This window comes from Qipengyuania sphaerica (assembly GCF_019711595.1).
Lineage (GTDB): Bacteria > Pseudomonadota > Alphaproteobacteria > Sphingomonadales > Sphingomonadaceae > Qipengyuania > Qipengyuania sphaerica.
The window spans coordinates 138,338-151,333 of sequence record NZ_JAIGNR010000002.1; the positions used below are offsets into that span (position 1 = coordinate 138,338).

Genomic DNA, 12,996 nt, shown 5'->3' on the forward strand with positions numbered 1-12,996 from the left:
TTTGCAGCTTGGATTACGCGATACTCAATACCGAGCGTCAAGTTTCTATTGAGAGAAAAATCCTAACGCCCGCTTCCCACATTATTGCCGTCATTCGGATAAGCGCTACCATCCAAGAATGTCGAAGGGATTGCTCGAACGTAGGGTGGAAGATCTGGCTAGCGATGCCGCACAACGTAGCAACGCTATCTCGCTGCTCGCGGCTCTTGAAGGCACTGTCCTCGGAGCAATTGAAAGCGAGGACATCTCGCTCAACCGTTTCACGAACGCGATTTGCTTTGATTGGCTGGTGAGCGGTGAATGGGACAGCCTTCAAGTCGAAATCTATTCCGACCACTTCGAGACATACCTCTCACGTGATCAAGAGCTACGCATCAATCATTGGCCGAGCGAGCCGAAATCGCTGGCGCTGGATAAAGTTATGGGAGAGCTTTTGGCTGGTGCAGCCTAGTGTCAGCATACCACCCCATAATTGGGCGTTCACCCAATCTTCTCCGGCAGCTCGAAGATGCCCATGAACCGCGCGGCGGCTGCGGCATCGCCCTCGATCGTCACCCCGACTTCCTCGGCCGGTATTCCGACGTAGAACATGACAGCCAGCGCAGGCGCTGCGGCCGCGGTGAAGACGGCATCGCAATCGTCCGGCTCTGCGCGGACGACGGGGAGGACGCCGTCGCGTAGTTCGGCCACGAATGCTGTGTCGGGAAAGCGGAAGCCGATCCGCGCCTTGATGCCCCTGGCTTTCGCCGGATCGAACATCGTCCTCAGCGAGAGCATGAAGCTGACCGGCGACAGGGGCAGCGTCGGATCGTGCTGCGAGGACATGGCGGCCCAGCGGCCGATCTCCTGGACCATCGGCTCGGCCGCATAGCCCCATTGCGTCAATTCGTAGACCTGCGCGGAGACCGGGGGTGGCAGCTTGCGCTTCACCAGCACGCCTGCCGCCTCCAGCGTGCCGAGCCTTTCGGTCAACACCTTGGCCGATATTCCGGGCAGGCTTGCCCTGAGGTCGGAAAACCGCCGCGCGCCGAGTATTAGTTCCCTGACCACCAGCAGCGACCATCGCTCGCCGATCAGCTCCATGCCGAAAGCGGTTCCGCAGGCATCGCCATACCACTTGCCGTGTCCCTGCGCCTGACCCGTAGTTTCTTTTTGTAACTTCATGGTTGCTTTTAGTAACTCATACGCACAAAGTTCTCAAGTACCGAGTCGCAGGAAAGAGGAGACCAGCCAATGTATGTCAGCGGATTCGTCCAGCCCGTCCCGAACGAAAACAGGGACGCCTATATCGCCGCCGCCAAGGCCGGGTGGGAACTGTTCAGGGAATATGGCGCGATTTCCATGACCGAGAATTGGGGCGACGACGTGCCCGAGGGCAAGCAGACCGACCTGCGCCGTGCGGTCGCGCTGGAAGACGGAGAGACCACCGTCTTCAGCTGGATCGTCTGGCCCGACAAGGCGGCCGCCGATGCCTGCTACGCCACGATGGAAACCGACGAGCGCTGGCAAGAGCTCGACATGCCCTTTGACGGCAAGCGAATGATCTTCGGCGGCTTCGAAACAATCTTCCACGAGGAGCGCTGACATGGCCGACTATACCTTCTTCACCAATCCCATGAGCCGCGGCCAGATTGCGCGGTGGGCGCTGCATGAAGTCGGCGCGGATTACGATACCGAGATCGTCGAATGGGCCGCCAAGTCCGAGGCTTTCCTGACGGCCAATCCCCTCGGCAAGGTCCCGACGCTTGTCCACCACCACGAAACGCATGTCCATGTCGTGACCGAGGCGGCGGCCATTTGCCATTACCTCGCCGAGATGCACCCAGAAGCAGGCCTCTTGCCCGAAGCGCATGAGAAAGCGGACTATTTCCGGCTGTTCTTCTACTCGGCCGGCCCTGTCGAACAGGCCGTTACCGCGCGTTCGATGGGCTGGACTATCGACGACCCGCAGAAACAGGGCATGGCCGGTTTCGGCAGCTACGAGCGCGCGATGGACACATTCGAAGTACTGCTGAAAGAGGGCGATTACGTCTGCGGGGACCGGTTCACCATGGCCGATGTCTATGTCGGCAGCCAGGTCGACTGGGGCCTGCAGTTCGGCTCGATTCCCAAGCGCAAGACCTTCGAGGACTATGCCGAGCGCCTGCGCGAGCGCAGCGCCTACAAGGAAGCCAAGGCCATCGACATGAAACTGATCGCGGAGGCGCAGGGCAATGGCTGAAGGCCCGATCTCCGACAACGCGATGGCAACCTGCCTGTGGTTCGATGGCAAGGCCGAGGAGGCAGCAAGGCTTTATTGCGACCTGTTTCCCGACAGCGAGATCGTCGAAACCACGCGCGCGCCGGGCGATTATCCGGGCGGCAACGCAGGCGATGTCCTGACCGTAGACTTCACCGTGCTCGGCCGTCCATTTCTCGGACTCAATGGTGGTCCCGAAGCGGGGTTTACCGATGCGGTGAGTTTCCAAGTCTTCACCGATACGCAGGAAGAAACCGATCGCTACTGGGACGCGCTGCTATCAGTTGGCGGCGAGCCGATGATGTGCAGCTGGCTCAAGGACCGCTTCGGCGTACGCTGGCAGATCGTCCCGCGCGTGCTGATGGAAGGTTTGCGCCATCCCGATGCGGCAACCCGCGAGCGGGTATTCGCTGCCATGAGCGAGATGGTGAAGATCGACCATGCCGGCATTGAGGCGGCGATCGCTCGCTAGGCGATCGCCCTGCACTGACGCAGCGTGTTGTAAGCCTCTACCACGCGGTTGAGCCGGGTCTCGTACTGCCGGTCGCCACCGTTCCGGTCCGGGTGATAGCGCCGCACCAGTTCCGAATAACGCCGCCTGAGCCTGCGCCGGTCGGTGTTCGTGCCGAGGCCCATTACTTCCAGAGCTTCCGCCTCCTCGCGGCTGAAGCGGCCGTCCATGGCCATCTCGGCCTCGCGGCGGGCGCGGCTCTTGATGCCGCTGGCGCGCGCGGAAATAGCATCGAGCGGGTCGTCGTAATCGGCCCAGCGCGGCATGCCGTCGACGCCTGCTGTCGGGCGAAAGCTCGGGCTTTCGGTGCGCCAGCCGCTCACCGGGCCCTGCGCGTCGAGGATTTCCTCCGCGCTCATGCCTTCGAACCAGTCGTAGCCCGCGTTGAATTCGCGCACATGGTCGAGGCAGAACCAGCGCCATTCGCCCGGCCCGTCGAAGCGGTGCCCGCTGCCCGGTGCGCGGAATTCGCCCGGCTGCTGGCAGGCAGGGTGCGCGCATACGCGGCCCGTATCTTCATATCGTCCGTGAAACTTTGACTGGCGCATTCGTTCTAGGATGGGGAGTGAAACCCTGTATGGAAAGACCCGAGAGGAGATTCGAGCGCATGGCAGGACCGGTCCAGCAGGAGATGGAGCGCCTTTTGCAGGACGCCTTCTCCCCCACGCGCCTCGAAGTCATCAACGACAGCGCCAAGCATCACGGCCATGCCGGGGACGACGGCAGCGGTGAATCGCATTTCACCGTGGTGATCGAAGCGCCCGCCTTTGCCGACAAGTCCCGGCTCGACCGCCAGCGCATGGTCAACAAGGCGCTGGGCGATATTCCCGGAGAGCGCGTCCACGCCCTCGCCATCCAGGCTTCCGCACCGACGCCATAACAACAAGGGGCAAGTCCATGAGCCAAATCGACCTCACGCTCACACCGACGACACATGATCTCGGGCAGTTCGAGGTCAGGCGGGTGCTGCCGGCCAAGAAACGGACCATGGTTGGCCCCTTCATCTTCGTCGACCAGTTCGGCCCGGCGCAGCTTGATCTCGGCAGCGGCATGGACGTGCGGCCGCATCCGCATATCAACCTCGCCACGGTCACCTGGCTGTTCGAAGGCGCGATCGACCACCGCGATAGCCTGGGCAGTTTCTCGACCATTCGCCCCGGGCAGGTGAATTTGATGACGGCGGGCAAGGGCATCGTCCATTCGGAACGCTCGCCCGAGGCAGAACGCAAGGCGGGGCCTAAGCTCTACGGCATGCAGACATGGCTTGCCCTGCCCGATGGCAGGGAGGAGATCGATCCGGCCTTCGAAGCGGTTTCGGACCTGCCCGTGGTCGAGGACGGCCGCGCCAAGGCCATTGTCATCATGGGCGAACTGTGGGGCGAACGCGCGCCGACCACCACCCATGCCGATACGATCTATGCCGAGATCGTTCTGGGCGCAGGCGGCGCGATCCCGCTGGAAGAAGATGCCGACGAACGTGCGGTCATGTTGGTCGGCGGCGAGGCGAGCGTCGACGGGCACGAGCTGGGCCTCTACGAACTCGCCGTGCTGCAACCGGGCCGCGACATGACGCTGGAAAGCAGGTCGGGCGCGCGGGTCATGCTGCTCGGCGGCGAGGCGTTCCAGACACAGCGCCATGCCTGGTGGAATTTCGTCAGCTCCAGCCGCGAGCGCATCCGGCAGGCCAAGGAAGACTGGCAGGCCCGCCGCTTCCCCGAAGTTCCCGGCGACAGCGAGGAGCGCATCCCGCTGCCCGAGGGCGAGCCCAAGACCGTCACCTACCCCTGAGGGAGAGCACATGAGTTTCGAAGGCATGACCGCCTGGATCACCGGCGCGAGCAGCGGCATCGGCGCGGCGCTCGCGGAAGAATGGGCCAGCCGCGGGGCGAACATCATCCTCTCGGGCCGCGACGAGGGCCGGCTGAGCGCAGTGGCGAACCGGCTTGAAACCGAAACGCTCACCCTCCCCTTCGACGTGCGCGACGAGGAGGCGATGCGCGCGGCAACCGACACCGCCACCGGATGGACGGACGGCGTCGATATATTCGTCGCCAATGCGGGCATTTCGCAGCGCAGCCCGGCGGTCGATACCGACATGCAGGTCTATCGCGACATCATCGATATCGACCTCACCTCGCAGATCGCCGCGTCGCAGGCACTTTTGCCCCACATGACCGGGCGCGGAAGCGGAAAGCTGCTCTTCATCTCCTCCATCGCGGGCAAGGTCGGCGTGCCCATGCGCACCGCCTATTGCGCGGCCAAGCACGGCCTCATCGGCTATGCCGACGCGCTGCGCGGCGAATTGTCGCAGAGCGGGGTAGATGTCCATGTCGTCTGCCCCGGCTCGGTAGCGACCGATGTCAGCCGCAATGCATTGAATGGCGATGGATCGGTACGCGGGCGCAGCGACAAGGTGATCGACAACGGCATCGACCCTGCGGACGCCGCCAAGCGCATCGTCGATGCGGTCGAGCTGAACCAGCGCGAGATTATCGTGGCAGACGGCATGGAAGAGGCGATGGGCGAGCTGCGCCGCACGCCCGACCAGTTGCTCGATCAGGTCGCAGGCATGGTCGCGGCTGGCTACATGGAGAAGATGCAGGCGGAGGACTGATGGAGCAGATACGCGTCACACTCGCCAACGGAATCGAACTCGATTGCGTAGATGTCGGCCCGCGCGATGCGCCCGCGCTGATATTCCTCCACGGCTTTCCCGAAAGCCACCGCACCTGGCGCCACCAGATCGCCCACTTCAGCGACCGCTTCCGCTGCATCGCGCCCGACCAGCGCGGCTATCGCGGATCGTCCAAGCCCGAGGGCGTCGACAATTACACGCCCGACAAGCTGGTGGCCGATATCTTCCTCCTGGCTGCTGCCCTGGGCGTGGAGAATTTCACGATCGTCGGCCACGACTGGGGCGGCGCAATAGCATGGGGCGTGGCGAGGGCTGGCGAGGATACCGGCAAGGTGACCCGCGCAATCGTCGCCAATGCACCGCATTATGCGGTCTTCCAGAAGCTGCTTTACACTTCGCCCGTACAGCGCGGGGCGAGCCAGTATATGCGCGGCTTTAGCGATCCTGCGAACGATGCAGTGGTGCGCGAGCATGGACTTTACGGAATCCTCGCGCAGGAAATCCGCTGGGACGCGCCAGACAAGATGGAACCGGAAGAGCGCGCAAAGCTGCTGGAAGACTGGCAGGACCGCGACGCCGCTTTCGCCATGCTCAACTGGTATCGTGCCAGCCCGGTCGACATCCCGACTATGGACGCGCCTTTCGAGGTGCCCGGAGACTGGTCGCCGCCGCCCTTCCCGCCGCTCACCATCCCGACCCTGGTGATCTGGGCGCAGGACGACCTCGCATTGCCGCCCGAAAACACGGATGGACTGGGCGAGCATGTGAAGGACCTCACGCTGGTCGAGGTCCCCGACTGCGGACATTTCGTCCCGTGGGAGGCGCCGGATGCAGTGAACGCGGCGATGGAGGAATTCCTCGCACGGACGGCCTAGCCGCCCAACCACTCCACCCAGGCGCCATGCGGGTGCGCATTGGCGAGATGAACCTGTTCCTCGCCGCCGGGCCAGTAACGGATCCTGAGTTCGTGTGCGAAGGTCTCGCGGTTCGTCTCGAGCGAGAGATGCGCCAACGGCTTCTCCGCGCTCGCCGCCTCGCCGGCTTTTTGCAGCGCCGCCTCAATGCGCGCTTGCGTGGCGTCGGGCAAATATTGCCACATGATCGAATGGGCGAGCACACGGGTCACCCCCTCCTCCTGCGGCTTGGCCAGTTCTTTCTCGACCCAGTCGCCCGCATCCATCCGCTCGATTTCGGGAGGCATACGTTCGGCCAGCGCGATCGCGGCATCGATCCGCGCCATCCGCCCCGTAGCCTCGGGCCAGACGTAGCTCTTGAGCCGCAGGGCCTGCGCCTCGTCGGTCAGGTCGACTGGCGCGATGTCGCTCCCCCGTGCATCGACAAAAGCAATCTCGCTCGCAGGCGGAGGATTGCCGCGCCATTCGGGAGATATCTGCATCCGGCTCGCAGCCGGACCGGTGGTCACGCCGCCCAGATTGTAATGATAGCGCCCGATCATCGTGTTGATGCCCGCGCTCGCCCCGATCTCGAGGAATTCGAACTGCGCCGTCGTCCGCCCGTCGGCCAGCCATAGAAGGCCGGCAGCGAAATTGGCCGAACGCCCGACCTCATTGGTCTGCGGCGGCCCGTCGAGCCAGGGCATCAGCTGGAAATCGTGGGTTTCGACGATTTCGCGCACCAGCGCGTCCACCTGCCCCTGGTCGGGCATGCGGCCGGCATAGACATCCTCCAGCCGCGGCTCCTCGCCGGTGAGCAGGAGGTTGTGGATCCCGCCCGCAATCCTCAGCGGCATGGCATCGCGCAGCGAAAGGCCCTGCCAGTTGAAAATCCGCCGCGCCGTCGCCGCATGGCTGTCCTCCAGCGCGAGCAGCGCGCGCACGACCTGCGCCGTGCCGGGTGCGCCCGCATTTTCCGCGTGTTTTGCCTGCCATTCGATGGCTTGCGGCACCGAAACGATATCCATCACCGCTGCATCGCCCATAGTCGTTGCCCTTTTTACTCCGTGACCCTATCTGCCGCACCGCAATGACCGACAGCCTGACCTTCGCCATCCCCAAGGGGCGCATCCTCGACGAGGCGCTGCCCGTGATGGCGCGTGCCGGCGTGGTGCCGGAAGATGCCTTCCACGACAAGGCGAACCGCTCGCTCACCTTCGCAACCACGCGCGAAGACATGCGCCTGATCCGCGTGCGCGCTTTCGATGTGGCGACTTTCGTTGCGCATGGCGCGGCCCAGTTGGGCATCGTCGGGTCGGACGTGATCGAGGAATTCGACTACGCCGATCTCTATGCGCCGGTCGATCTCGATATCGGCCACTGCCATCTCGCCGTGGCCGAGCCGAAGGGTGCCAGCGCAACCAATGGCGCGAGCCACCTGCGCGTTGCGACCAAATATCCCAACCTCACCCGCCGCCATTTCGAAAAGCAGGGCATCCAGGCAGAATGCGTCAAGTTGAACGGCGCGATGGAGATTGCGCCCGAGCTTGGGCTGGCAGGGCGGATCGTGGACCTCGTGTCCAGCGGGCAGACGCTGAAGGACAACGGCCTGGTCGAAACCGGCCACATCATGGACATCACCGCGCGCCTCATCGTCAATCGTGCCGCGCTGAAGACCGATCCGCGCGTGGGCGCACTGGTCGAAGCCTTCCGCGCCGACAGCGAAAAGCGGAGCGCCGCCTGATGCAGCTGCTGCGCACCAGCGACGCCGATTTCGAGGCGAAGTTTGCAAAAGTGGTCCGCGACCGCCGCGAAAGCGATGCGCAGGTCGGCCGCGACGTGTCGACAATCCTCAACGAGGTTCGCGAGCGCGGTGACAGCGCGCTGGTGGAATACACCACTCGTTTCGATCAGCACAACCTCTCGAGTGACGAGGACTGGTCGATTTCGAAAGAGGCCTGCAAGGCGGCCTATGACGGCCTCGATGCGGAATTACGCGATGCTCTGGGAACCGCTGCCACCCGCATCCGCGCCTATCACGAGGGGCAGCTGCCCGAGAATCGCGATTACACCGACAATATCGGCATGCGCCTCGGCGCGCGCTGGAGTGCTGTCGATGCGGCGGGGCTTTACGTCCCCGGCGGCCGTGCAGCCTATCCCTCCTCGCTGCTGATGAACGCAATTCCCGCCAAGGTTGCGGGCGTGGAGCGGCTTGTTGTCACCACGCCGACACCCAAGGGCGAGGCCAACGACCTCGTGCTCGCCGCCGCGCATATCGCGGGCGTGGACGAGATTTACCGTGTCGGCGGCGCCCAGGCGATTGCCGCGCTCGCCTATGGGACCGAGCGGATCGGCCGCGTCGATGTGGTCACCGGCCCGGGCAATGCCTGGGTCGCGGAGGCCAAGCGCCAACTCTATGGCGTGGTCGGCATCGACATGGTGGCAGGCCCCAGCGAAATCCTCGTCATCGCCGACAAGGACAACAATCCCGAATGGATTGCCGCCGACCTCTTGAGCCAGGCCGAACACGATCCGACCAGCCAGTCGATCCTGATCACCGACGATCGCGGTTTCGCCAGCCAGGTGATGGACCAGATCGACCTCGAATTCCTCAAGCTGCCGACCGCGAAAACCGCCAAGGCCAGCTGGGACGATCACGGCCTCGTGGTGCTGGTCGACAGCCTCGATGAGGCACCTGCGCTCTCCGACCGCCTCGCCGCCGAGCATGTCGAGATCGCCACCGCCGATCCCGAAGCTATTTTCGCAAAGCTCCGCCACGCGGGCAGCGTCTTCCTCGGTCGCATGGCTCCCGAAGCGGTGGGCGACTATATCGCCGGCCCCAACCACGTCCTTCCCACCGGTCGCCGCGCGCGTTTTGCGAGCGGATTGTCGGTGCTCGACTTCATGAAGCGCACCAGCTTCATCGGCGTGTCGGAAGACGCACTCAACGCCATCGGCCCCGCCGCCGTGCGCCTTGCCGAGGCCGAGGGCCTCCCCGCGCACGCCCTTTCGATTTCCAGGAGGCTTTCGTGAGCCATAACCCCCGCAGCCAGTCCCGCAGTGCCGCCCGCTTGGGCGCAGTGCAGGCTCTCTACCAGCAGCAGATGGAAGGCACCAAGACCGCCAAGCTGCTCAACGAATTTCACCAGCACCGCCTCGGCCAGGTGATCGAGGAAGAGGAATATGCCGATGCCGACGTCGATTTCTTCGACGATGTGGTGAAAGGCGTCGATGCCCGCCGCGAGGAGATCGATGACCTCCTGACCGCGCGCCTCGCTTCGGGCTGGACGCTCGCGCGGCTCGACAAGACCATGCTGCAGATCCTGCGCGCCGGCACTTATGAATTGCTCGCTCGCGCCGATGTGCCCAAGGCCGCCGCGATCAGCGAATATGTCGATGTCGCCAAAGCCTTCTTCGACGACCGCGAGGCGAAATTCGTCAACGGGATCCTGGATGCGGTGGCCAAGGAAGCAGGGCGCTGAACGAAGCCGATTTCATCTCCGCCCTGCGCGCGCTGGCGAAAAATCCGGCGGCGCGCGGGCTGGAGGATGATGCAGCGGTTATCGAATTCGGCGGCGAGAGCCTCGTCCTGACGCATGACACGCTGGTCGACGGCGTGCACATCCTCGACGGGCAGGACCCCGCGGACATCGCGTGGAAGCTGGTCGCGGTGAACCTGTCCGACCTTGCCGCCAAGGGCGCCGAGCCGGTTGGCGTACTGGTCTCGCATATGCTCGGCGCGGACGACCACCGCTTCGTGGCCGGACTGAAAGAGGTTCTCGATATCTACGACGTTCCGCTGCTTGGCGGCGACACCGTTCGCGGCGAGGGCCCGCGCGTCTGGGGCTGCACCGCAATCGGGCGCGCGACGCATAGCCCCGTGCCCCGGCGCGGTGACAGCAAGGTCGGCGATGCGATCTACGTCACCGGCAAGCTCGGCGCGGCCATGCTCGGTTTCGAGGCCCTGCGCGATGGGGACGAGAGCGACAGCAGCGCCTACCGCCGCCCCCTCCCGCTGCTCGAAGAGGGCAAGGCGCTCGCCCCGCATGTCACCGCGATGATGGATATTTCGGACGGACTACTGCTCGATTGCTGGCGCATGGCCCGTGCGGCGGAATCCGTAGCCTTCGAACTCGACAGCGCGGCCATTCCCGTTGCCGACCCCGACCGGTTCGAGGAGTGCATCCGCTGGGGAGACGACTACCAGTTGCTCTTCACCGCGCGCCCCGAAGTCACGCTACCGGTCCCCGCGACCCGCATCGGCACAGTCACCAATGCCGACTTCGCGCCCCTCTGGCTCGATGACCGGATTCTCACCCCCGAAGACGGTCTCGGCTACCAGCACTGACAATTGCGCAACAAGCGGTCGATAAGCGCGGAATCTTGCGCTTTTGACCCCTTGCAAGCGTATGCATGACCCTTATACCTCTCCGCCACAATGCACCGACGTCTCCCACGTCGGGTCGCATGAAACATAACGGGAGGGGAAATTTTCGTGGACTTAGTCATCATAGCAATCGTGCTGGGATTGCTTGCCGTCGTGTACGGCTTCATCACCAGCCGCCAGGTGCTCAATTCGGGTGCCGGTAACGAGAAAATGCAGGAAATCGCCGGCGCCATCCAGGAAGGTGCGCAGGCCTATCTCAAGCGCCAGTACACCACCATCGGCATTGTCGGCGTGGTCGTCGCAGTGCTGGTATTCGTGTTCCTCGGCATCATGCCTGCCATCGGCTTTGTCATCGGCGCCGTGCTGTCGGGCGTTGCGGGGTTCATCGGCATGAACATCTCGGTGCGCTCGAACGTGCGTACCGCCGCTGCCGCGCAGAGCGGTCTGCAGCAGGGCCTTACCCTCGCCTTCCGCGCAGGTGCAATCACCGGCATGCTCGTGGCCGGCCTCGCCCTGCTCTCGATCGCGGTGTTCTTCTGGTACCTCGTCGGCCCGGCAGGCTTTGCCGCCGATAGCGACGAAGTGGTCTACGGCCTCGTCGGCCTTGCCTTCGGCGCATCGCTAATCTCGATCTTCGCGCGCCTTGGTGGCGGTATCTTCACCAAGGCTGCCGACGTCGGCGCCGACCTTGTCGGCAAGGTCGAGGCAGGCATCCCCGAAGACGATCCGCGCAACCCTGCCGTGATCGCCGATAACGTCGGCGACAATGTGGGCGACTGCGCCGGCATGGCTGCCGACCTGTTCGAAACCTATGTCGTCACCGTGGGTGTCACCATGGTCCTCACCGCCTTGCTCTTCAGCGAAGTGCTGGGCGATCTCCTGTTGCCAATGATGGCGCTCCCGCTGCTGATCGGCGGCGCGTGCATCGTGACGAGCATCATCGGCACCTACTTCGTGAAGCTCGGCAAGGGCGGCACCAACGTGATGGGCGCGATGTATAAGGGCTTCATCGTCTCGGCGGTGCTTGCCATTCCGCTGATCTACTTCGTCATCAGCTATGCTTTGGGCGGAATGGGCACGGAAATCGGCGGTACTGTCGCTGGTGTCGATCCGGGCGCTCCGCTGGCCGAAGAAGGCACGGCCGAGCAGGTTGTCGGCTTTACCGGCATGGACCTGTTCTGGTGCTCGCTCATCGGTCTGGCGATCACCGGCCTGATCATCTGGATCACCGAGTATTACACCGGCACGAATTATCGTCCGGTGCGCTCGATCGCCAAGGCCTCGGAAACGGGCCATGGCACCAACGTGATCCAGGGTCTCGCGATCAGTCTTGAATCGACCGCGCTTCCAACGCTCGTCATCGTGGCAGGCATCATCGCCACCTTCCAGCTCGCCGGCCTCATGGGCATCGCCTATGCGGCAACCGCCATGCTGGCTCTGGCAGGCATGGTCGTGGCGCTCGATGCATACGGTCCGGTGACGGATAACGCAGGCGGCATCGCCGAAATGGCCGGTCTCGACGACAGCGTTCGCGAGAAGACCGACATGCTCGATGCGGTCGGCAACACCACCAAGGCCGTGACCAAGGGTTACGCGATCGGTTCGGCGGGCCTCGGCGCGCTGGTGCTGTTTGCCGCCTACACGACCGATCTCGCCAAGCTGTTTCCGAATGCCGATGTCGATTTCAGCCTCGAGAACCCCTACGTGATCGTCGGCCTGCTGCTCGGCGCGCTGCTCCCGTACCTCTTCGGTGCGATGGGCATGACCGCCGTCGGCCGCGCTGCGGGCGACGTGGTGGTCGATGTGCGCGAGCAGTTCGCAGCGGATGCTGGCATCATGGCAGGCACGAGCAAGCCCAACTATGCCAAGACAGTGGACCTCGTGACCAAGGCGGCGATCAAGGAAATGATCCTGCCCTCGATGCTCCCGCTACTGGCACCGATCGTGGTCTACTTCACGATCAACCTGCTGGCTGGCCAGGAGAACGCTTTTGCCGCCGTCGGAGCCTTGCTCCTCGGCGTCATCATCGGCGGTATCTTCGTGGCACTTTCCATGACCGCCGGCGGCGGCGCGTGGGATAATGCCAAGAAGTATATCGAAGACGGCAACCATGGCGGCAAGGGCAGTGAAGCCCACAAGGCTGCCGTGACCGGCGATACTGTTGGCGATCCCTACAAGGACACTGCAGGTCCGGCAGTGAACCCGATGATCAAGATCACCAACATCGTCGCGCTGCTGCTGCTCGCGGCACTCGCGGCCTGATCCATCCGATCATAACGCTTTGAAGGGCGGCGGCACGAAAGTGTCGCCGCCTTTTTCTTGACGCCCCCG

At 63.9% G+C, this 12,996-nt stretch carries 16 protein-coding genes; 13 read left to right on the forward strand and 3 right to left on the reverse strand.

The genetic code is table 11. The features are described 5' to 3' along the window. Positions 1–118 precede the first annotated feature (118 nt). Positions 119–451 carry a hypothetical protein gene (locus K3178_RS08345; protein ID WP_221570952.1) on the forward strand — a complete coding sequence of 111 codons (333 nt, stop codon included), beginning with the start codon at positions 119–121 and terminating at the stop codon, positions 449–451. A gap of 29 nt (positions 452–480) precedes the next feature. On the opposite strand, the gene K3178_RS08350 is transcribed toward K3178_RS08345, so the two are convergent. Continuing rightward, the gene (locus tag K3178_RS08350; protein ID WP_247713661.1) at positions 481–1,164 is read right to left on the reverse strand and encodes a winged helix-turn-helix transcriptional regulator; all 684 of its coding nucleotides are present in this window, start codon (positions 1,162–1,164) and stop codon (positions 481–483) included. A gap of 69 nt (positions 1,165–1,233) precedes the next feature. On the opposite strand from K3178_RS08350, the gene K3178_RS08355 reads away from it, so the two are divergent. From K3178_RS08355 to K3178_RS08365, 3 genes are read left to right on the forward strand one after another with little or no spacing between them, the layout of a single operon-like run. Further along, positions 1,234–1,584 carry a DUF1428 domain-containing protein gene (locus tag K3178_RS08355; RefSeq protein WP_221570953.1) on the forward strand — a complete coding sequence of 117 codons (351 nt, stop codon included), beginning with the start codon at positions 1,234–1,236 and terminating at the stop codon, positions 1,582–1,584. 1 nt (position 1,585) lies between these two features. Continuing rightward, on the forward strand, positions 1,586–2,221 hold the full coding sequence (locus tag K3178_RS08360; RefSeq protein WP_221570954.1) for a glutathione S-transferase family protein: 636 nt from the start codon (positions 1,586–1,588) through the stop codon (positions 2,219–2,221). Then, complete coding sequence (locus K3178_RS08365) at positions 2,214–2,711, forward strand: VOC family protein (RefSeq protein ID WP_221570955.1); 498 nt, start codon at positions 2,214–2,216, stop codon at positions 2,709–2,711. The genes K3178_RS08360 and K3178_RS08365 overlap by 8 nt, the downstream gene beginning before the upstream one ends. On the opposite strand, the gene K3178_RS08370 is transcribed toward K3178_RS08365, so the two are convergent. Further along, positions 2,708–3,298 carry a DnaJ domain-containing protein gene (locus K3178_RS08370; protein ID WP_221570956.1) on the reverse strand — a complete coding sequence of 197 codons (591 nt, stop codon included), beginning with the start codon at positions 3,296–3,298 and terminating at the stop codon, positions 2,708–2,710. The genes K3178_RS08365 and K3178_RS08370 overlap by 4 nt on opposite strands. 59 nt (positions 3,299–3,357) lie before the next feature. Between K3178_RS08370 and K3178_RS08375 the strand changes: the two genes are divergently transcribed. From K3178_RS08375 to K3178_RS08390, 4 genes are read left to right on the forward strand one after another with little or no spacing between them, the layout of a single operon-like run. Beyond that, complete coding sequence (locus K3178_RS08375; RefSeq protein ID WP_221570957.1) at positions 3,358–3,630, forward strand: BolA family protein; 273 nt, start codon at positions 3,358–3,360, stop codon at positions 3,628–3,630. A gap of 17 nt (positions 3,631–3,647) precedes the next feature. Continuing rightward, positions 3,648–4,538: a pirin family protein gene (locus K3178_RS08380; RefSeq protein ID WP_221570958.1), complete on the forward strand. Its 891-nt coding sequence runs from the start codon at positions 3,648–3,650 to the stop codon at positions 4,536–4,538. A 10-nt stretch (positions 4,539–4,548) separates the two neighbouring features. After that, positions 4,549–5,364: an SDR family NAD(P)-dependent oxidoreductase gene (locus tag K3178_RS08385; protein ID WP_221570959.1), complete on the forward strand. Its 816-nt coding sequence runs from the start codon at positions 4,549–4,551 to the stop codon at positions 5,362–5,364. Next, positions 5,364–6,260, forward strand: a complete 897-nt coding sequence (locus K3178_RS08390) for an alpha/beta fold hydrolase (protein WP_221570960.1) — start codon at positions 5,364–5,366, stop codon at positions 6,258–6,260. The genes K3178_RS08385 and K3178_RS08390 overlap by 1 nt, the downstream gene beginning before the upstream one ends. Here K3178_RS08390 and K3178_RS08395 read toward each other — a convergent pair. After that, complete coding sequence (locus K3178_RS08395) at positions 6,257–7,324, reverse strand: DUF2332 domain-containing protein (protein ID WP_221570961.1); 1,068 nt, start codon at positions 7,322–7,324, stop codon at positions 6,257–6,259. The genes K3178_RS08390 and K3178_RS08395 overlap by 4 nt on opposite strands. Positions 7,325–7,368: 44 nt before the next feature. On the opposite strand from K3178_RS08395, the gene hisG reads away from it, so the two are divergent. From hisG to K3178_RS08420, 5 genes are all read left to right on the forward strand, one after another. Beyond that, positions 7,369–8,022: an ATP phosphoribosyltransferase gene (gene hisG / locus K3178_RS08400; protein ID WP_221570962.1), complete on the forward strand. Its 654-nt coding sequence runs from the start codon at positions 7,369–7,371 to the stop codon at positions 8,020–8,022. Next, on the forward strand, positions 8,022–9,311 hold the full coding sequence (hisD, locus tag K3178_RS08405) for a histidinol dehydrogenase (protein WP_221570963.1): 1,290 nt from the start codon (positions 8,022–8,024) through the stop codon (positions 9,309–9,311). The genes hisG and hisD overlap by 1 nt, the downstream gene beginning before the upstream one ends. Then, on the forward strand, positions 9,308–9,760 hold the full coding sequence (gene nusB, locus K3178_RS08410) for a transcription antitermination factor NusB (protein ID WP_221570964.1): 453 nt from the start codon (positions 9,308–9,310) through the stop codon (positions 9,758–9,760). Before hisD ends, nusB begins: the two co-directional genes overlap by 4 nt. Then, positions 9,757–10,626: a thiamine-phosphate kinase gene (gene thiL / locus K3178_RS08415; RefSeq protein WP_221571217.1), complete on the forward strand. Its 870-nt coding sequence runs from the start codon at positions 9,757–9,759 to the stop codon at positions 10,624–10,626. Before nusB ends, thiL begins: the two co-directional genes overlap by 4 nt. Before the next feature lie 147 nt (positions 10,627–10,773). After that, positions 10,774–12,927, forward strand: a complete 2,154-nt coding sequence (locus K3178_RS08420) for a sodium-translocating pyrophosphatase (RefSeq protein ID WP_221570965.1) — start codon at positions 10,774–10,776, stop codon at positions 12,925–12,927. Positions 12,928–12,996 lie beyond the last annotated feature (69 nt).

Bases quoted from the DNA above. Each gene is read 5' to 3' on its own strand.
- K3178_RS08345 (WP_221570952.1), top strand. From the start codon at position 119: ATGTCGAAGGGATTGCTCGAACGTAGGGTGGAAGATCTGGCTAGCGAT.
- K3178_RS08350 (WP_247713661.1), bottom strand. From the start codon at position 1,164: ATGAAGTTACAAAAAGAAACTACGGGTCAGGCGCAGGGACACGGCAAG.
- K3178_RS08355 (WP_221570953.1), top strand. From the start codon at position 1,234: ATGTATGTCAGCGGATTCGTCCAGCCCGTCCCGAACGAAAACAGGGAC.
- K3178_RS08360 (WP_221570954.1), top strand. From the start codon at position 1,586: ATGGCCGACTATACCTTCTTCACCAATCCCATGAGCCGCGGCCAGATT.
- K3178_RS08365 (WP_221570955.1), top strand. From the start codon at position 2,214: ATGGCTGAAGGCCCGATCTCCGACAACGCGATGGCAACCTGCCTGTGG.
- K3178_RS08370 (WP_221570956.1), bottom strand. From the start codon at position 3,298: ATGCGCCAGTCAAAGTTTCACGGACGATATGAAGATACGGGCCGCGTA.
- K3178_RS08375 (WP_221570957.1), top strand. From the start codon at position 3,358: ATGGCAGGACCGGTCCAGCAGGAGATGGAGCGCCTTTTGCAGGACGCC.
- K3178_RS08380 (WP_221570958.1), top strand. From the start codon at position 3,648: ATGAGCCAAATCGACCTCACGCTCACACCGACGACACATGATCTCGGG.
- K3178_RS08385 (WP_221570959.1), top strand. From the start codon at position 4,549: ATGAGTTTCGAAGGCATGACCGCCTGGATCACCGGCGCGAGCAGCGGC.
- K3178_RS08390 (WP_221570960.1), top strand. From the start codon at position 5,364: ATGGAGCAGATACGCGTCACACTCGCCAACGGAATCGAACTCGATTGC.
- K3178_RS08395 (WP_221570961.1), bottom strand. From the start codon at position 7,324: ATGGGCGATGCAGCGGTGATGGATATCGTTTCGGTGCCGCAAGCCATC.
- hisG (WP_221570962.1), top strand. From the start codon at position 7,369: ATGACCGACAGCCTGACCTTCGCCATCCCCAAGGGGCGCATCCTCGAC.
- hisD (WP_221570963.1), top strand. From the start codon at position 8,022: ATGCAGCTGCTGCGCACCAGCGACGCCGATTTCGAGGCGAAGTTTGCA.